Consider the following 19,621-nt stretch of genomic DNA (forward strand, 5'->3'; position numbering starts at 1 on the left):
TTCCAAGCGGCAATATATTGTCATCGACCGCTATGCCTGTTGGCGTGCGGGTGATTGTCCAAACGGAATGGCCGGCTAGATATATCCGGCTTGTATCAGTCGGATCAAATATCGGATAACCCGAAGAAAAGCTGTTCTCCATACCCTCGTTGAAATCATCCCAATGCAAACCGCCATTATTAGAAATAAAAATGCCTTTACCTTGAACGCATACAAATATGTTATCAGGGTTATAGGGATTTATCATTATGCCGGACATAGAAACATAATCCACATCAAGCGGAAGATTGGCATTGATATCGATCCACCTGTTGCCGCCATCAGTTGTCTTTAATATCCCAAGAGTATCAAAGGTTATATATGCCGTATAAGGGTCGAAAGAATCGCAGGCAATATAATGAGCTATTATTCCGCCATCTATTGTGGATATAGGCTCCCAGGTTAAACCGCAATCAATCGATTTGTATAACCGTTGGTCGGAATACCCCCTCTTTTCACCGAGATATATGTAATTATTGTTGGCAGGACTTGCAGCTATTGTATTAAAATAACCACAAGTCGGAAGACCATCCTCGCATAAAGTCCAGCTTTCGCCGAAGTCGTCCGAACGATAAAGGCCATTGTTCGAAGTCAGAAAAAGGCGGCGATTTTCATTATTTCGCATCACTGCTATTATCTCATCATAATAAATATCAGGAGGTAGACCATTGTTAAAAAACTCCCAATTGCGCCCTCCGTCAGTTGACCTGTATATACCGCCCTGACCTTCGCCGCCATATGGATATAAGCCAACATATATGTAATCGGGATCAATTGGATCAATCTGAATCGATCTCGTTACCTTTTCACAAGTCGGATAGCAAAGCTCTACATGCTCCCAGCTTAAAGCACCGTCAACCGAACGATAAAAGCCGTTTCTGGCAGTCACATAAACAGAATCGGGATATCTTTGATTAACCGCAATATCGGTACATGATGTTAGTTTGATGTTAAAACTAATCTTCTCCCAATGATCACCATTATCTAAAGATCGATAGATGCCGCCATAATAAGTCCCCAAGTAAATAATACCGGATAGAGAATCAATTGTCATTGTTTTTATACCGCGAACTTCTAACCCTTCGTTGATATCCTCCCAATTGTCGCCGCCATCTGTTGAGCGAAATACACCTTTTTCTGAGGAGCATATATAAACAGTATTATGATTAATTGGCGACAGCGCAATCGATAAAATATAAGCATTATCCAATAGCGCTAGCGGAGTGATGCCATGCCAATTGATACCTCCATTTGTCGTTTTAGCTATACATTGACCTACACGGTCATTCCGGTTAAGTCCAGAAACATATATCGTTTGAGGTTCTATTGGATCTACAGCAATATCCTGTAATGAGATGGTTGAATCAAGGTCATTATGGATGCAAAACCAAGTATCGCCTAAGTCTTCGCTTTTGTGAACCGAGCGACCATCGCTGCTTCCTATTACGAGATAAATATTATCGGTGTTTTGCCGGTCAACATCAAAAGCCTCCGGTGATGCCATGGGCGGCAAATCAAGGCAAGTCCATGTTGCTCCGCCATCTGTAGATTTGTAGCCCGTTCCAAACTTGCCCGTAAATAAGATAGAAGGATTATCAGGATGAATTAAGATATCGCGATATTCATTGTAAGTGTATCCCTCAATATAAATCCGTGTCCAGCTTAAGCCGCCATCGATACTTTTAAAGAAGCCTTGGGCTGTTCCGGCAAACATGGTATCCGGTCCGTTAGGATGAATCCTTAGCACGCGCATATTAGAATAAAGCGAATCGGTTTCAATCCAATTCCATATCGCCCCGCCGTCGGTTGATTCATATATGCCATTTTCTATTGTACCAATTAGTAGGTGCTGATTATCAAAAGGATGTATGGCAATGGTTGCCACTCTGGCGCCATACGGTCCGTTAGTTGACCAGCGGTTTTCATCAGCGCTTAGTACAACTGTTAATAATAGTATATAAAGAAATATCATTTTAAATAACCATGATTTTATCATCTTCTACTGCTCCTAAAAACTCCCCCCGTTAAGTACGGGGGGATAATCTTTGTTTGCTATTGCGATGGTTTGCTTAAGTACTCCGCTTCAATTTTCATAAAACCAAAGTGGTCGGTTCCATTACCACCTGTTTGGTCAATTTGCAGGTAGTCATTTCCTTGCCCTGTATAACCAGATCCAGTAATAGTATAATAACCTTCTTCAGGATAATTTCTTGAATCAACTACTACATCTATACCTTCTACAACAGAGAAGGTAATTACTGAATAATCGTGAGCTTGACTATCATCAATACTAAACTTTACTGTATAATTAACCCAATATCCGCTAGGCTGATAATATCCAGACAAAATCGGAAGCCCTCCTTGCCCATATATCGATAAACTCATATTAGTTTTAGTACCCAGAAAAACCCCTTGGCTTTGCGCCGGCGTTTGAATAATACAAACAAATGCAAAAACCAAAATTATGACAAGAGATTTATTAAACATTTTTCCATCCTTTTAATTAATAATTTATAACTTATTTCAAGTTTCGATGTTAGATTAATATTATTAACTATCGGCGGTGCGCGCGAACATTGGGGGGTAACTCGTTGTTCTATAGCAAGATAAGATGTCGGCTATTGTTTTTGCGCTATTGTTGCTGTTGATATTACTACAATATCTGTTCATCATATTATATCTTCAAGATAAAGATTAGTATTTATAGCTTAAAAGTAATATTTTTCGTTTATATGTCAAGAAAATTCTTGATGAATAATCACATCTTTAAACTTTTTCAATTTTTTCTCTTGACAACACATATCAACATTTATACATTACTTGCAACAATTTTAGCACTCATCGAGTTAGAGTGCTAACAAAGGAGCCCAAGATTAGGCTCTTAAAGAAGTTACCAATAACAAAACACCTTAATTGGAGGAGTTAGATGAATATTAAACCGCTTGCTGACCGTGTGGTGGTTAAACCTCTCGAAGAAGCAGAGGTCAAAAAGGGCAGTATCATTATTCCCGATACCGCCAAAGAACGTCCGATGCAGGGCGAAATTATGGAAGCCGGTTCCGGCCGGGTTGAGGATGGCAAAGCCGTACCTATGGAAGTCAAGAAAGGCGATAAAATTCTTTATGGCAAATATTCCGGTACGGAAATAACAATTGATGATGTCGAATACCTGATTATGCGCGAGTCCGATATTCTCGCCATTGTTAAATAGGAGTAAATGATTATGGCAAAGATGATAGAATTTGAAAGTGCCGCCCGCGAAAAACTTAAACGCGGTGTTGACCAACTTGCTAATACGGTTAAGGTTACGCTCGGACCCAAGGGCCGCAATGTAGTAATCGACCAAAAGTTTGGCTCGCCAACTATAACTAAAGATGGCGTTACAGTCGCCAAGGAAATCAGCCTTGAAGACCCATATGAAAATATGGGCGCCCAGATGGTTAAAGAAGTCGCTTCCAAGACCTCTGATATTGCCGGTGACGGCACAACCACTGCTACAATATTAGCTCAAGCTATTTATCGCGAAGGTTTAAAAAATGTTACCGCCGGCGCCAACCCGATGAGTTTGAAACGCGGTGTCGATAAAGCTGTGGCTGTTGTTGTTGAGGCTATTAAAAAGCAGTCCAAGGATGTCGAAGGCAAGAATGAGATTGCTCAAGTCGGTTCAGTATCGGCTAACAACGATATTACAATCGGCAATCTTATCGCTGATGCGATGGAAAAAGTCGGCAAGGATGGCGTAATCACTGTCGAGGAAGCCAAGTCCACTGAAACATCGCTTGAAGTAGTCGAAGGCATGCAGTTCGACCGCGGTTATCTCTCCCCTTACTTTATCACGGATGCTGACAACATGGAAGCGGTTATGGAAGATCCTTTGGTTCTTATCTATGACAAGAAAATCTCCGTGATGAAAGACCTTCTGCCGATTCTCGAGAAAGTTGCCCAAATGGGCAAGCCGATGATGATTATCGCCGAGGATATTGAAGGTGAAGCTTTAGCTACTTTAGTAGTTAATAAGCTCCGCGGCACCTTGAAAATCTGTGCCGTTAAGGCTCCCGGTTTTGGCGACCGCAGAAAGGCTATGCTTGAAGATATCGCTACTTTGACAGGCGGCAAGGTTATCTCCGAAGAACTCGGATTCAAACTCGAAAACGCCGTAGCCTCTGACCTTGGCAAAGCCAAACGCATCGTTGTTGATAAAGACAACACCACTATCGTTGAGGGCGGTGGTTCTACTGAGGATATTAAAGGCCGCATTAACAGCATACGCAAACAAATCGATGCCTCAACCTCTGATTACGACTCCGAAAAACTTCAGGAACGTCTAGCTAAGCTGGCTGGCGGCGTGGCGGTTATCAATGTTGGCTCGGCTACCGAAACCGAAATGAAAGAAAAGAAAGCCCGCGTCGAGGATGCTTTGCATGCTACCAGAGCGGCTGTCGAGGAAGGCATTGTGCCCGGCGGCGGAATTGTGCTTCTGCGCTCTATGGCTTCTCTTGATAATATTAAACTGGACGGCGATGAGAAAGTCGGCGCTATGATTATTAAAAAGGCGCTCGAAGAACCAATTCGTCAGATTACCAAAAACTCCGGTGTTGAAGGCTCGATTATTATAAATAAAGTACTCAATGAAACCGGCAACTATGGCTACAACGCTGAAACCGATGAGTATGGCGACATGTTGAAATTCGGCGTTCTCGACCCGACAAAGGTTACTCGTTCGGCTTTGGAAAATGCCGCTTCTATTGCCGGTTTGCTGCTTACGACTGAGGCTATCATTACCGATAAGCCTGAGAAGGAAAAATCTATGCCATCTATGCCTGGCGGCGGCATGCCTGATATGGGCGGTATGGGCGGAATGTATTAAGCGATTTATTCGCAAGTTTGCAAATGTGCTGTCAGAAGTAACTTCTGACAGCACATGCATGGGCGAAATGTATTAATCCGCTTGTTCGCAAATATTCTCTGGTTACCAAGCGGCGCTTGGTAATCAGAGCTAATAAAAAAAGCCCGACACTTGCCGGGCTTTATTTATTAAGTTATAAATAATGTTAAATGCTAATCAGATATTGCATACCTCGAAAAATGATCTATATCAAACGTGACAATCCCATTCACTACCTTATCCGAATCCTCTACTTCCCAACTCAATGATGCCGGATTGTACCAATACATATCTTCATTGTAATTGGTGTTTTCTAAAGTCTGTTTTAATGTTATCGGTTTTTCAAAAACAAGTCCTGAAGGAGAACATGTATAATAATACACGATGCCATCAGGAGTTTGCCATTTTTCTCCTAAGATTATAATATCTTTATCATCATCATCAATCGCATCCTCAGGAACAATAAACTTAATCGTTTTTCTATCTAATGACAAAGTCATTTCAAAACCATCATCATCAAATTCATGACTAACAGCTGCAGAGTCAATTAGATACGTTTCGGGGTCGCCTTTTGCCAGCAAACGATGGTCTAAGGGATTAAGATTCTTGACAGCATCCACCGCATTAATTGCGTTTAAATCGCTGTTTTCATCATCGCTTGATAAGGGCGAATTGTTCGAACAACCGCTAAAGGCTATTAGCCCTGCCATGGCGATTAAAAGCGCAGCAAATAAAAAACCGTTTACTTTGTTAACCATTAATATCTCCTTATTATCTGAGGTTTGTTATTTCATTTCTGGCGATTATATAATCAATAAACAGACCTAATTGTTTAAATTTCATGCAGTAATTCGTAACTTATTGATATGAATACCGATATATTTTGAATGTAAAATCAGAATATGAAATTTCCGGTAAAAATTATGGGAATATTCCTATAAATATTGAGGGAATCCAATCATTTCTTTTTTGTAGGTCGGGATGTAATCGCAACATGTAAAAGCGTCCGGCAGCTGTCGCATCACCCTCTTATTACCAAGCGGCGCTTGGCAACAAGAACTAAATTGCTACTATGTCAGCCAATAGAACAAGAACTAAAAATTGTGTTTGGCAATAAGAGCTAAAAATGTAGCTGGTGTACGTCCTCGTGCACCAGCGTTGCTTTTTTTATGCGTTGCCCTCAGGATGTCGTCCCGCTTGAGACGTGACTTCCATACTGAGGAATGTAATTTTTTATGCGTCAGGATGGAGTCCGCCAGGGCGGACGACATCCTGACGCTGTTTAAAGTTTCCGTTTCCAGCGCGTGCCAGCGGCTGAATCCTCAAGGATTATTCCCATTTCATCAAGCTGGTTTCTAATCCGGTCTGCCTCGGCGAAATCCTTATCTTTTCTGGCCTGTATCCGCTTTTCTATAAGCTCCTCAATTTCGGAATCCAAAGCCTCTTCTTTCACATAGATAACACCCAGCACCGAATCGAATTTTTTCAGGGCATCTTCAATAATTTCAGCATCCGACTTAGACAAAGGATTTTTCTCTTTGGCGATATTTATCTCTTTGACAAAATCGAAAACAGCCGCTAACGCCGGCGATATATTCAAATCATCATCAAGGGATGTTTCAAATTTATTTAGCGCTTTTTCGGTTATTGCCTTAATTTCGGCATTCTGGCCATCACCGCTGGAGATTTTTACCGCATCCCGAAAATCGCGCAGGCGGGTAATAGCGTTTTTAGCCGCTTCGAGAGCCTCGAAAGTAAAGTTCAACTGCTGACGGTAATGCGTTGCCAAAAGCAGGTATCTTATCGCCAAAGGATTATTACCTTTATCGATAATGTCCTGAACAGTATAATAATTACCTTCGGATTTAGCCATCTTTTTGCCTTCGACAATAAGGTATTCGCAATGAAGCCAGTATTTGACAAACTTTTTACCGGTAGCGCCTTCAGATTGAGCGATTTCATTTTCATGATGCGGGAACATATTATCGACGCCGCCGGTGTGAATATCGAAACTTTCGCCGAGATATTTCATGCTCATCGCCGAGCATTCGATGTGCCAGCCGGGTCGGCCTTTGCCGAGTTCGGTTTCCCAATACACATCGCCATCCTCGACAGACCAGCCTTTCCAGAGCGCAAAATCCGAGGCGGTTTCTTTTTCGTACTCATCCGAATCAACCCGCGCGCCATCTTTAAGCTGATCTAATTTCATGTGTGACAGCGAGCCGTATTGGGGAAAAGTCGAAATCCGGTAATAAATCGATGAACCCGATTTATAGGCATGGCCATTTTCCAGAAGCTTATTAGTCATGGCAACCATCTCATCGACATGCTTGGTAGCTTCCGGGTAATGTTCTGCCCGATTGATATTCAAGCGGTCGATATCCTGAAAGAATAAGTCTTTGAACTTCCTCGTATGTTCATCAAGCGATATTTTTAGAGCCTGCGAATCGCGAATTGTTTTATCATCCACATCGGTGAGATTCATTACCTGAGTTACTTTATAGCCCTTGAAAATCAAAAAGCGTTTGAGCAAGTCTTCAAAAATATAGGCTCTGAAATTACCTATATGAGCGGGCGCATAAACAGTCGGACCGCAGGTGTACATCCCAACATAATCGGGTTTGATCGATTTGAATTCCTCTTTACGGCGCGTGAATGTATTATAAAATACTGCTGTCATATTACCTCTTGGCAAGCTGCTTAACAGTTTTTGAATCTAATTTCTTGATAACAGCGACTAATAATTTGACTAAATTATCGAAGTCATCGCGATGAATGATGCTGGTGTGGCTGTGGATATAGCGAGTAGCCACGCCCATATAAATACACGGCACGCCCGAGCGAGATAGATGAATCCTGCCGCCATCGGTGCCGCCTCTGCCCAAAGCCGCCAGATGGTAGGGAATCTTTTCATTTTCGGCCGTATCAATCACTAAATCGCGAAGCCTTCTATGAGGAATCATACTGCCGTCGTAAACGGTTATGGACGGTCCTGAGCCGAGTTTAGCGGAAGTGCTTTTGCTAGCGTCAGGCCCATCGGCGGCTAATGATACATCGACAACAAATGCAACATCAGGCTCGACAGCCCAAGCGGCTGTGCCGGCGCCTCTAAGACCTACCTCTTCCTGAGCAGTGCCTACACCATAGACGCTATTGGGATGCGCCCTGCCTTTTAATTTGTTGATGACTTCAACTGCGGCGGCTACTCCGATACGGTTATCGAACGCTTTGTTCAGATACATTTTCGGGTCGTGCATGACCGTAAACTTAGCATCGGGAACAATCGGGTCGCCGGGACGGATGCCCATTTTCTTGATATTCGTTTTCTCGTTAACGCCAACATCGATATACATATCATCCAAATCGAGCACTTTCTTGCGCTCATCATCTTTGAGCAAGTGAGGCGGTTTAGAGCCTATTACTCCGATAATATCGCCTTTTGATGCTTTAACTATCACTCTTTGAGCTAAGGCGACATGTCCCCACCAACCGCCAAGCGGCAGAAATTTGATATAGCCGGCATCGGTGATTTCCTTAACCATAAAACCGACCTCATCGAGATGACCGGCTATCATTATTCGAGGCTTATCTGATTTTCCTTTTTTACGGGCAATTACGCTGCCCAGATTATCATAAGTAATTTCATCGGCGGCTTCGAGATGGTTGACCATCACTTTGCCAATTTCATCCTCAAAACCCGATACGCCATGAGCGTCTGTTAAGTCGGCTAATAGTCTTTCAGTCTTATCCAATTTTCCTCCTATCAGAAAATTATCGTTTTCAATTCACCAAGATTTATTATTTCATAATCCGGTTTGAAATTATCGGGGTTTTCCCGCCCCTGTCGATATTTCAAGACCGCAGTAATTCCGGCATTTTGCGCGCCCCCGATATCAGCATCGAACCTGTCGCCGATAAATATCGCTTCCGATGGTTTTGCTTTCGCTTTTTCCAGCGCCATCTCGAATATTTCTCCTCCCGGTTTGCGGATACCAACACTGCTTGAGAATATCGTAAAATCGAAATATTTTAGCAACCCGAAATGTTCCATATCGCCGCGATGATATTTTTCCGGGAAAATCGAGTTTGACACTAATCCGATTGTCAAATTATGTTGGCTGATATTTTTTAAGACATCAACTGCGCCGGGGATTAAAGTAATCTGCTCGGCTACCGGTTTATGGTATATATCAACAAACCTATCGACAATGCCGTCATTGATAGCCAACCCCATTCGCTTGAATATCATGTCGCAAGCACTATAAATATGAACTTCCGAATAATTGGCGCGTTGGTCTAAGATTTCCCGGAGATACTTGTAAAAATTCGGTCCGAATGTATTAACCTCAGGAATTGCGGGAAACAGTTTCTTTAAGTATGGATGCGCGGCTTGTATGCCGTTTTTGCCGAGTTCCATCCAATCGTGATTTTCGTATTCTATGAGAGTACTGCCGAGGTCAAACAGTATCGCTTTGTATTTCAATTATCGCTCCCTGCAATTTGAATATAGCGTGTTTGGTTATGCAGCCAGCATGGAGGGCGTATCCGCCAATGGCGGACGCCCTTACGCATATTCAGCGAATATCCGAGCTGCGTTTCTTAAAATCCTCAATTGCTATCAGGCAAATTTTTTCTGCGAGCTGTGGGAAATCAATTCCCGCCGCCTTAGCCGCCTTGGGTACTAATGAATGAGATGTCATGCCTGGCAGTGTGTTAGCCTCGAGGCAGTAGACTTTGCCGCTATCGTTGAGGCGGAAATCTATACGCGCAAAACCAGCGCAATCTAACGCCTTAAAGGCTTTCAATCCCAGCTCGCTTATCAATTTCTCCTGCTTTTCCGAAAGGTTTGCCGGACAGAAATACTGCGTTCTGCCGTCGGTATATTTATGCTCGTAATCATAGAACCCGCTTTCGGGAACACACTCTGCCAGCGGCAATATCTGATTGCCGAGGATACCGACTGTAACCTCACGGCCGGGAATATATTTTTCCACGAGCAGTCTGTTATCATATTTAAAACCTTTTGCGATCGCTTCTACAATATCATCTTTTGCTTTCACTAAAGAAAGCCCCACCGATGAACCCTGACAAACAGGTTTTACTATCGCCGGGTAGCCGATGCCTGATGCAATCATCGAGTTTATTTCATCGGCTGATATTTCCTGCTCGCTTTCTAAGACAAAATACTCGGGCGTGGGAATATCGCTGGCAAGAAATATCTTCTTGCTTAGAATCTTATTCATAGCCAATGCCGATGCCATCACGCCTGAACCCGTATATGGTATTCCGGCCATCTCTAATGCCGCCTGGATTGTGCCATCCTCACCGCTGGTGCCGTGAAGGATTAAAAACACTACATCGACTTCCTGCATCTGCGGCGAGTTTATAGTCTCAAGCATCGTTCGATTTGAATAACGTTCCAACTCATCGCTTGACGGCGGTTTTTGCTCTATTTCGCTAATTGCCTTAAGTTCGTCATCGGTTAGCGTCATAATGCCGCGCGCCGGGTCAATCGGGACTACCTCATGTCCGGCAACTCTCAAAGCATCCACAACTGCGGCTCCGGAGACCAATGAGACGTCTCGTTCGAGGGAGGTGCCTCCCATAAAAACTGCAATTTTCATTTTTTTATCCCGCTTCTTTTATAAATAATAACCAACCAGACCGTTGCCGCCAGCGCGCTGGCAAGAATAAATATAATATTATACGATTTAATTACCCCCACAAGTTTCTGCCAATTTGATTTTAATAGATACATTCCCCCGATTAATATGGCATACCACAGGCAGAAACTAATCAAAGAGAAAAACGTCATCCGCGAAACCGACACATTGCCGATGCCGGCGGTTATTGCCACAAGCGACCTGATGCCCGCTAAGAACCGCGAGACAATCAGGAGAAGATTGCCCCATTTTTCAAACCATCTCTCTATCTTTTGCATGTTTTCGATTTTGAAATAGTATTTATCATATTTTTCAAAAAACGAGCGTCCCTTTTTATTGCCAAGATAATACAGTGTCATCGCTCCGGCTAAGCCGCCTATGATAACGCTGATATACAAGGGGATATACTCCAGTTCGCCTCTGCCGGCAAGAAATGCCCCGACTAACAGCATCGTATCGCTTGGCCAGGGCGGGAACACGTTTTCGATATAGGCGCTTATCGCCAGTATGATATAAATAGTTACCGCCTGTTTGGCAACTAAGTATTGTAAAATTTCCTCGAAAGCCATAGTTTTATAATATCAACATGGCATCGCCATAACTGAAAAAGCGATAGTTCAGCCGTATTGCCTCTTTGTAGGCGGCCAGCATGCGTTCTCGTCCTGCTAATGCCGATACCAATAAAAGCAGGGTAGATTTCGGCAGATGAAAATTAGTCGACAGGCAATCAACTATTTTATACTGGTAAGGCGGATAAATAAATTTGTCGGTGTATCTGCCGGATGTTGGGATTATTCTTTTTTCCGCATCATCAAACGAGCTTTCCAACGCCCGCACTGCGGTTGTGCCAACAGCAATGATTCTTCGACCCTGTTTCTTAGCATCTGTAATCATATCGGCGGTCTTTTCCGGTATGGAAAAAAATTCCTCATCCATTTTATGTTCGGCAACATCCTGAACTTTTATCGGGCGGAAAGTACCTAACCCGGGATGAAGCGTCAGGTATGCAATCTCAATACCTTTGATGGTTAGCCTATGTAATATCTCGTCGGTAAAATGGAAGCCGGCAGTTGGGGCGGCAGCTGCGCCTATGTTTTTTGCATACACTGTCTGATATGTTGACTTATCTTTTTCCTCCGGCTGACGGTCTATATAAGGCGGCAACGGTATTTCGCCATACTGCCAGATTAAATCCATCAAATCGCCGTTAGCGGAAAATTCCACTACCCTGCCGCCGGCTTGCGTTCGTTCGCCTATATAGGCTACAATTTTTTCATCCGCAATTTCCACAACCGTGCCTGGCTGAAGCCGTCGTCCCGGTCTGACTAACGCTTCCCATTTGCCGCCATCAATTTTCTTTAATAGAAATATCTCAGCCTTGCCGCCGGTGCCTTTTTTATAGCCATGCAGGCGAGCTGGAAATACTTTAGAGTTGTTTAATACGAGCAAATCGCCTTTTTGAAGGTAATCGATAATATCAGAAAAAACCTTATGCTCGAAAGCATCCTTAGCGCGGTCAATTATAAAAAGCTTTGATGAGCTTCGGTCGCTTTTGGGATAGAGAGCTATTCTTTCCTTGGGAAGACTATAATCATAATCGGAAATATCTATTTTCATTTTTAAAATACCTGACTAAATAAAAAACAGTGGTTAGGAGGATTGATATTATTAATGATGATGCCAGCGGAAACATAAGCTAAAAAGGGCACTAAGACGATTAGTATTTTACCAAAACCGGGCATACTATAACAGATGCTGCTGCAAGCCGCTTTCAGGCTTAATATTCAGATGGTTATAGGCGGATTTACTTACAACGCGTCCCCTTTTGGTACGCTGAAGGTAACCGATTTTTAAAAGGAACGGTTCTACCATTTCCTCGAGAGTATCTGATTCCTCATTAAGGGTAGCCGCTAAGGCTTCAATTCCCACCGGACCGCCTGAGTAATATTCAATAATGGTCGTGAGAAATTTCACGTCGAGGTCATCAAGGCCGGCGCTGTCTATTCCCTCCATCTCTAAAGCCAGATTAACCGATTCCAGGTCGATTTTGCCATCGCTCTTAACCTGCGAAAAGTCGCGTACGCGCCTCAATAGACGGTTGGCTATACGGGGAGTGCCTCGACTTCTATGGGACAACTCATCGCTGGCTTCCGAATCTATTTCAACGCCGAGTATTTTTGCCGAACGTATGATAATCTCGGCCAGTTCATTATCGGGATAGAAATCTATATGATGAAATATGCCAAACCGCGAACGCATAGGCGCGCTTAGAAGCCCGGCTCTGGTGGTTGCACCTATCAGTGTAAATTTCTTTAGCGGGACATTGATAACCCGGGCATAAGCTCCTTTATCTACAATAAAGTCAACCTTGAAATCCTCTAAGGCGGGATAGATAAATTCCTCGACCGCCGGCGCCAGACGGTGTATCTCATCGATGAAAAAAACATCGCCGGTACCGAGGTTGGTCAGTATTCCCATCAAATCACCGGTGCGCTGCAGCGATGGTCCCGAGCTGACTACAAGCTTGGTGCCCATCTCATTGGCGATGATATGCGCCAGCGTTGTTTTGCCAAGGCCGGGAGGCCCGTAAAATAGTATATGCTCATGCGGCTCGGCGCGCTGTTTCGATGCTTTAAGCGAGACTTTTAGCTTTTCAACTAATTGATGCTGGCCGATATAATCGCTTAGCCGTTCGGGTCGAAGCGAGATTATTGCCTGTTCATCATCATCCGAATAAACCGCTGGCGACACTACTCGTTTACGCATATTATGAACTCATTCCCTGCTGTTTGAAAATCTGCTCCAGCATTTCCTCGGCTGATTTATATGTTTTGCCGGTTGCCAGCGCTCTCTCTATCATAATTTTGGCATGCGCAGGATTATACTGAAGCTGCTGCAAAACATCCATTACCTCAGCGGCAAAATCGGGAGCTTTTAAAGGTCCCGATAACGGTTCGGCATCCTGTATGAGAGCAAACTTGGCTACTCGTCCCTTAAGCTCGGCAATAATCTTTTCGGCCATCCGCTTGCCGATGCCGGGAAGCTCAATCAGCTTTTTTGTATTTTCTGTTTCGATAGCTCTGGCGATTATGTTTATCGGCAGCACTAAAGACCTTAACGCTTTTTTGATGCCGAGACCGCTGACATTTGTAAGTATTTGAAAGAACTCCCGCTGAACCGGATCGTCAAAGCCAATCAGACGGGGGAATTGATTGCCGATAGTAGAACCCTCAATATAATAAATTGTATAAAGCTCAACCAGGCCGTCATCTGTTTTTTCCGAAAGCTTATCCAGCAAGCCTGTCGGGAGCATAATATCATAAGTCAGCCCGCTGACCTCAATATAAGCCCGGACAGAATCTACGCCGCTAAGTTTGCCTTTTATTCTGGAAATCAAATTAAACCACCTGTTAATATTTTATACTAAACCGGACTTTCCATTAAGATGATTAATATGACATAACGCCACCGCTAAAGCATCGGCCACATCCGGAGGTTCGGGAATCTCATTTAATCCAAGCTTGTTGGTAATCATTAACTGCATCTGATGTTTTGAGGCGCGTCCATTGCCGGTTAACGATTTTTTTATCATAGTTGCAGCATAGCTGATTACCGGGATTTTGACTGTGGAAGCGCATAAAAATACTGCACCTCTGGCGTGTCCCATGATGATGGCAGTTTTCGGATGACGGTAGTGGGAATACAGGTCCTCGATAATCACCGATACCGGTTTATATTCCTCAAATACTTCCTTTAAGCCCGAATAAATCTCAGACAGACGGTTTGCCATCGGCAGTTTTTTATCTGTTTGGATATAACCGGCATCTTTTAGCCGGACTAATCCATTTGACCATTCCAGCACACCATAGCCGGTGTTGCCAAGGCCGGGGTCAATCCCGACAAATATCCGGCTTTCGCTATTTGAAGACGTCTCATCATGTTTTGATGATTTTTCTATCCGGATAGCTCCTCCAACAACTTCTCATCGATATCGAAATTAGCGTAAACCTTCTGGACATCATCATGGTCGTCAAGGGCTTCAAACAGACGAATCATCTGCTCGGCATGTTTGCCCTCGATTTTAATTGTCGTTTGTGGAATCTGGGTAATTTCAGCAGTTGTCATTTCCACATTGTTTCCCTCAAGCGCTAGGCGGACTTTTTCGAGGTCTGAATAGGTGGTGTAAATTTCATAAATACCGCCATCAGAGGAAAAATCCTCAGCACCGGCATCGATAGCCCACTCCATAAGTTCATCCTCGCTGGCTTTATCTAACTCGACAGTAATGTAGCCTTTCGTGTCAAACATCCAGCCAACACAGCCGGCCTCGCCAAGATTGCCGTTGTGTTTTACGAATATATTCCGTATATCCGCAACCGTTCGGTTTTTATTGTCTGTAAGAACATTCACCAACACAGCTACGCCGCCGGGGCCATAACCCTCGTAATTGGCTTCTTCATAAGTAACGCCGGGAAGCTCGCCGGTGCCTTTCTGGATTGCCCTTTTGATATTATCCTGCGGCATATTAGCGGCTTTTGCAATGGCTACTGCAGTGCGCAGACGCGGGTTAGCTTCCTGATCGCCGCCGCCGCCGCGGGCAGCAACCGTTATTTCTTTAATAAGCTTAGTAAACGTTTTGCCGCGCTGGGCATCAAGTTTACCCTTCTTCCTTTTAATGGTTGCCCATTTGCTATGTCCGGACATATCGCCTCCATCGGTAGGTTATATTTCTTTTATTATATTTTAACAAAGTCGGGGCTGTTTAGCAAGGGGATTGTTTGGGGAGTAAAGATTTTGATTACGTCAGGAAGGGATTCCTGACGCCGTGAAAAAAGTCGGGTTTCTCCCGCCGAGGCTGTGATAAAAGTTATAAAAGCCTATATCCCATTGTGCTCGCAGGGGTATATTGCAATACGCCCCTACGCGATGCCTTTGCAAATCAATGACTTATTTACAAACAATACGTCTGATTTATTAGCAAAATGTCCGCAATGATTGCGCAATCAATCTTTTATCACAGCCTCCTCCGGTCGGAACCCGACTTGCTAATTTTCATGCTCTCCAAGCTGAATTGGCACCGGCAAGGGCGAGCGCACATGCAAATCCTGTTGGGGGAATGGTATCTCGATTTCATATTCCCTGAATTTGCGGACTATGGCGCAGTTAATTTCGGAACGCGTAATGTAATGCTGTTTAGGTTGGGCTACCCAGGCTCGTAAAACCATATCCCAAGAAGAATCGCCAAAACCGCTAAGGAGCACTTCGGGCGCAGGCGTTTTTAAAACTTCTGAATGCTCAATCGCAACTTCATGAAGCGCCCTAAGGACTAAATCCAGATCAGAGTTATACGAAACACCAACTTCGATATCAAGACGAATTTTCGGATCGCCATGCGACCAGTTGATTACTCTGGATGAGACAAACTCCGCATTGGGAACGATAATAGCGATATTATTTAAAGAGCGAATCATTGTAGATCTCATATTGATAGCGATTACATCCCCCTCTGTTTCACCTACCGATACGCGATCACCGACCTTTATTGGCCGCTCGAACAACAGTATTAGCCCGGATATAAAATTAGAGGTAATATTCTGAAGCCCAAAACCGATTCCTACCGAAAGCAATCCAAAAACTACAGCCAAGCCTCCCAAGTCAATTCCGATAAACTGGAAAGCTATCAAAGTTCCGATAACCATAACCAGATAGTGGCTAAGCCTGACAAGCGTAAATTGTATACCCTTATCCAATTCGAAGCGCGAGAGAATTCTTTGTAGTAAGGCTTTATTTAGAAATCGGGATAAAATAAAAAATGCCAATATTACAATAACAAACATTAGCAGTGATGAAACTGTTACCGGCGTTTGGTTAAGTTCGAATAGTTTGAAATGGATAATTATATTTATGGCATTAGCAATTTCGGATATTATTTGAGGAATTTCCATTTGATAACTTTATATTATCATTAAGGCATTGTCAATTAGTTTATTAGCACTGGGGGCGGCACACGTCCTCGTGTGCCCAGCTTAGACGAGTAAAAGTTTGATAATAATTCGGGTTAAGAAGCTGCTGCCAGTTTCTCAAACAGTTGATCGGCCTTGACCTTGTGCATATTAAGGCCAACTTCCTGCAGCGAAAACCCCTGCGCCAAACCAAGCAACTGGAAATAATACACAATCGGCACATCAAGCTGTTTTTTATATTTTCGCGCTCGGATAATCTGTCCCATATCAAACTCATCGAAACAAGTAGGGCATATAAGCCCCATGCAATCAGCTTCAGACCTTTGTACGGATTCGATAATATCGATAACCATATTGTCAGGAATGTTACTATTCATGCAGGCACGGCCGCAGCACAAAAGTTTTTTATCATGAGGGACCGGCTCAGCGCCGATAGCTTTAATCAAATTCTGAAGGATAGTAGGATGATCAGGGTCATCGACGCGCATAATATGAGATGGCTTAAGCAGATGACACCCATAATGAACCGCCACTTTTAGCCCCTTGAGCGGATTAACAACGGTTTCGGTGACTTTATCATAACCTAAATCATCGCGAAGCACAGTTACGGCATGACGCACATCAATTGTGCCCTTGAATTCCCTGCCGATTTTTTTGAGCCGCTTGTTGACCATTTCTCTAAGTTCCGCATTTTCTTTTAGATGAATGTTCACTTCCGAAAGCGTTGCGGTGCATCCCGAACATGTGGTAATAATATCGAGGCCGGTATCTTCGACAAGCGAGATATTGCGAGCGGCTACTGTGTACCATTCGATTTTATCGCGGGCTTGAAAATAAATCGGGTCAGGGCAGCAGGTAAAGCCATCAATATCGACAAGCTCCATCCCTATTTTAGCTGCGGTTATTCTTACCGCCGCCTCGAAATGCGGATATTTCGTTGTCATCATACAGCCGAAAAACGGAGCATATTTCATATCAATCGCCCTTTAAAATTTTATTAATCTCATCAACCGGATAACTTTTAACCGGCGCAAGACCCAATTCCTTGCGGCGTCTTTCGGTCAGTGATGTAACCTTGGTAGTGATACCATCAGTTAATACCGAATCAGAAATCTTGCCGACAAGCTCAGGAGCCTTCCCTTCATCGACACAAATATTTTTCATCGCAATAATGACATCTATGGGTCTGACCTCCTGCGGGCAGCGTTCCGAACAGGTGTAGCAGTTAGTGCAATTCCATATTTCCGAGTCGGGTCGGATAAGCTCATCCTCGAAACCGAGCAAGGCTTTTAATACTATCAATCGAGGATTAAACTCTTTTGAATACATACTGGCAGGGCAATCGGCTACACACGCTCCACATTGATAACAATAATTATGTCTATATCCCTCCGCCGTATTGTTTAGTTTTTCCCGAAATGAAAAATTTATCGTATGTTTCTTGGGGCCAGATTTTTCTTTTGGCTTATTCAAGCGACACCTCGCTATTAGGCGAATTTAACAAAAAGACAGCAAAACAAACATGAAAAACCGCAATAATTGCTAACTTCTACTTATATTTAATCATATTTGTAATCAAAGTCAACAACTTAAATCAATCACAACTGTCCAGCCTTTCAATGAATTTCATAACGGGCAGCCATAGAGAATTCGGATTATTTGCCGTTAGTAGTGTTTTTGCCTGCATCCGACTTTATCATATATGCTGTCAGAAAACTGATGCCTTCCACAATAATAAACCATATTCGCTGAATAATCGCGATTGTCAACGCTATTTCCGGAGCCAAAAACTCGCTTAGGGTCAATACCAGCATGCCTTCGCGAACGCCGATTCCGCCCGGAGCAAATAACGCTATATAGCCAACTACCCAGCATAATGGAAGTATCGTACTGAAATGAATAAAACTGATGGATTCCAACGAAATAATCGAACTAACCAACGTATAAAACGCTAAGCTGTGAAGAAGCCAGACTACTATATACATCAGGAAAAATACTAATACGTTCGAGTAAGTAAAATTAATTTCGATTGACTGCTTTTTTATAATCCTCAAGCCAAAATTTATCACCAAATCTAATATTCGCGGATGCATCATAGCCAAACACCCAATCAATAATATTATCATCAAGGGCAAATAATCCTGAAATTTTGAGGAAAAAAGGAAATAGCAAAGCCCTAAGGTTAAAGCTCCGCCTTTGCCGGCAACCTCGCTGGCGGCAATTGTTAATGTTGCCTTTTTCTTATCAATTCCATATTCGGAGATATAATAATAAAATCCGAGGATATTCCAAATCTTGCCGGGAAGGTAGCGGCCGATACTAGTTATGCTGATTATCCGGTACATCTGGAAATACTTGATGTTTACTCCGGTCAGCTTCCTGGAGATATGAGCAATTATATAAACAGAACCGCTGGTAGCAATCCACAAAAGACATATCGAAAGCAAGGCCAGTTTGATATTAAATTGCCATTGATAGTCTTTTAGAACTGCCCAGTTTGAATGCAAGTAATAAGCCATCATAAAGAGGGCTGAAACTATAAATAGAGTGTTAATGATGGTTTTAATTGCTGCGCTTTTATTTTTATCAGGCATTATTAAATAGAATTCCCTTTTCAAGTTCAATATAAGCCAACCGGCATGCTATTTCAAGGATTAATTAGAACAAGCGGAAATTGCATGTGCTATCGGGCGGGGGCACCCGACAGCACAACACTTCAATACAAAATTACAGGAGTTTCCCTAAAATCCCGTGTAAATTCCTTATAATATAATTTCACTACTGTCCGGCCTTTTTTATAGAGTTCTTAAAATAATACCCAACAATCGAAGCTTGCTTATTTCATAATCCATAGAGCAGCGGGATGTTGGGCGACTCCGATAAACATCGGCACTTCATCTTTTGTTTTGTTAAATGTTTCGAGCTAAGATTTTAGTAATTGATTTTGATTTGATGATTATCCATTTACGTCATTTTCCCGCGGCGGCGGGGGAATCCGGGAAGCTGTTCGTTAACTCAAAGGTGGATAAAAAAATACCATGCCCCGTGTCCGCAGACAGGCGGGCGCCGGC

Annotated in this window: 19 protein-coding genes; 2 read left to right on the forward strand and 17 right to left on the reverse strand. The window is 43.2% G+C overall.

All coding sequences use genetic code 11. The annotated features are described in order from the left end of the window. Both J7K40_03035 and J7K40_03040 read right to left on the reverse strand, forming a co-directional pair. On the reverse strand, positions 1 to 2,035 hold a 2,035-nt coding region (locus J7K40_03035), incomplete at its 3' end, for a hypothetical protein (GenBank protein MCD6161371.1). Between the two features lie 56 nt (positions 2,036 to 2,091). Further along, complete coding sequence (locus J7K40_03040) at positions 2,092 to 2,526, reverse strand: hypothetical protein (protein ID MCD6161372.1); 435 nt, start codon at positions 2,524 to 2,526, stop codon at positions 2,092 to 2,094. A 439-nt stretch (positions 2,527 to 2,965) separates the two neighbouring features. Here J7K40_03040 and J7K40_03045 point away from each other — a divergent pair, with 439 nt between their 5' ends. Together J7K40_03045 and groL are read left to right on the forward strand one after the other, a co-directional pair. Next, positions 2,966 to 3,250, forward strand: a complete 285-nt coding sequence (locus tag J7K40_03045; protein ID MCD6161373.1) for a co-chaperone GroES — start codon at positions 2,966 to 2,968, stop codon at positions 3,248 to 3,250. A gap of 12 nt (positions 3,251 to 3,262) precedes the next feature. Further along, positions 3,263 to 4,906 carry a chaperonin GroEL gene (gene groL / locus J7K40_03050; protein ID MCD6161374.1) on the forward strand — a complete coding sequence of 548 codons (1,644 nt, stop codon included), beginning with the start codon at positions 3,263 to 3,265 and terminating at the stop codon, positions 4,904 to 4,906. A 191-nt stretch (positions 4,907 to 5,097) separates the two neighbouring features. Here the strand turns inward: groL and J7K40_03055 are convergent, their stop codons facing one another. The 15 genes from J7K40_03055 to J7K40_03125 form a co-directional block, all read right to left on the reverse strand. Continuing rightward, a complete protein-coding gene (locus J7K40_03055) occupies positions 5,098 to 5,682 on the reverse strand; it encodes a hypothetical protein (protein ID MCD6161375.1) in 585 nt (194 codons plus the stop codon). A 524-nt stretch (positions 5,683 to 6,206) separates the two neighbouring features. After that, on the reverse strand, positions 6,207 to 7,604 hold the full coding sequence (cysS, locus tag J7K40_03060) for a cysteine--tRNA ligase (protein MCD6161376.1): 1,398 nt from the start codon (positions 7,602 to 7,604) through the stop codon (positions 6,207 to 6,209). Between the two features lies 1 nt (position 7,605). Then, positions 7,606 to 8,595: a M42 family metallopeptidase gene (locus J7K40_03065; protein MCD6161377.1), complete on the reverse strand. Its 990-nt coding sequence runs from the start codon at positions 8,593 to 8,595 to the stop codon at positions 7,606 to 7,608. Positions 8,596 to 8,687: 92 nt separating this feature from the next. Continuing rightward, positions 8,688 to 9,407, reverse strand: coding sequence for an HAD family hydrolase (locus J7K40_03070; GenBank protein MCD6161378.1), 720 nt, complete (start codon positions 9,405 to 9,407; stop codon positions 8,688 to 8,690). A 91-nt stretch (positions 9,408 to 9,498) separates the two neighbouring features. After that, positions 9,499 to 10,548 (reverse strand): D-alanine--D-alanine ligase, encoded by a 1,050-nt coding sequence (locus J7K40_03075; GenBank protein MCD6161379.1) that lies wholly within the window; start codon positions 10,546 to 10,548, stop codon positions 9,499 to 9,501. Next, positions 10,545 to 11,156 carry a DedA family protein gene (locus J7K40_03080; protein ID MCD6161380.1) on the reverse strand — a complete coding sequence of 204 codons (612 nt, stop codon included), beginning with the start codon at positions 11,154 to 11,156 and terminating at the stop codon, positions 10,545 to 10,547. The genes J7K40_03075 and J7K40_03080 overlap by 4 nt, the downstream gene beginning before the upstream one ends. A 4-nt stretch (positions 11,157 to 11,160) precedes the next feature. After that, positions 11,161 to 12,198, reverse strand: a complete 1,038-nt coding sequence (queA, locus tag J7K40_03085) for a tRNA preQ1(34) S-adenosylmethionine ribosyltransferase-isomerase QueA (protein MCD6161381.1) — start codon at positions 12,196 to 12,198, stop codon at positions 11,161 to 11,163. Between the two features lie 132 nt (positions 12,199 to 12,330). Next, positions 12,331 to 13,353, reverse strand: coding sequence for a Holliday junction branch migration DNA helicase RuvB (ruvB, locus tag J7K40_03090; GenBank protein MCD6161382.1), 1,023 nt, complete (start codon positions 13,351 to 13,353; stop codon positions 12,331 to 12,333). A gap of 1 nt (position 13,354) precedes the next feature. Beyond that, entirely contained in the window at positions 13,355 to 13,984 is a 630-nt protein-coding gene (locus tag J7K40_03095) for a hypothetical protein (protein ID MCD6161383.1), read from the reverse strand. A 21-nt stretch (positions 13,985 to 14,005) separates the two neighbouring features. After that, a complete protein-coding gene (gene ruvC / locus J7K40_03100) occupies positions 14,006 to 14,545 on the reverse strand; it encodes a crossover junction endodeoxyribonuclease RuvC (GenBank protein ID MCD6161384.1) in 540 nt (179 codons plus the stop codon). Continuing rightward, the gene (locus tag J7K40_03105) at positions 14,542 to 15,291 is read right to left on the reverse strand and encodes a YebC/PmpR family DNA-binding transcriptional regulator (protein ID MCD6161385.1); all 750 of its coding nucleotides are present in this window, start codon (positions 15,289 to 15,291) and stop codon (positions 14,542 to 14,544) included. Before J7K40_03105 ends, ruvC begins: the two co-directional genes overlap by 4 nt. Positions 15,292 to 15,632: 341 nt before the next feature. Continuing rightward, positions 15,633 to 16,532: a mechanosensitive ion channel gene (locus tag J7K40_03110; GenBank protein ID MCD6161386.1), complete on the reverse strand. Its 900-nt coding sequence runs from the start codon at positions 16,530 to 16,532 to the stop codon at positions 15,633 to 15,635. Positions 16,533 to 16,645: 113 nt separating this feature from the next. Further along, positions 16,646 to 17,524 (reverse strand): CoB--CoM heterodisulfide reductase subunit B, encoded by an 879-nt coding sequence (locus J7K40_03115; GenBank protein MCD6161387.1) that lies wholly within the window; start codon positions 17,522 to 17,524, stop codon positions 16,646 to 16,648. Position 17,525: 1 nt separating this feature from the next. Then, positions 17,526 to 18,023 (reverse strand): 4Fe-4S dicluster domain-containing protein, encoded by a 498-nt coding sequence (locus J7K40_03120; protein ID MCD6161388.1) that lies wholly within the window; start codon positions 18,021 to 18,023, stop codon positions 17,526 to 17,528. Positions 18,024 to 18,205: 182 nt separating this feature from the next. Further along, on the reverse strand, positions 18,206 to 19,144 hold the full coding sequence (locus tag J7K40_03125; protein ID MCD6161389.1) for a hypothetical protein: 939 nt from the start codon (positions 19,142 to 19,144) through the stop codon (positions 18,206 to 18,208). Positions 19,145 to 19,621: the final 477 nt, after the last annotated feature.

Source organism: Candidatus Zixiibacteriota bacterium, assembly GCA_021159005.1.
In the GTDB taxonomy this organism is placed as follows: Bacteria; Zixibacteria; MSB-5A5; order UBA10806; family 4484-95; genus JAGGSN01.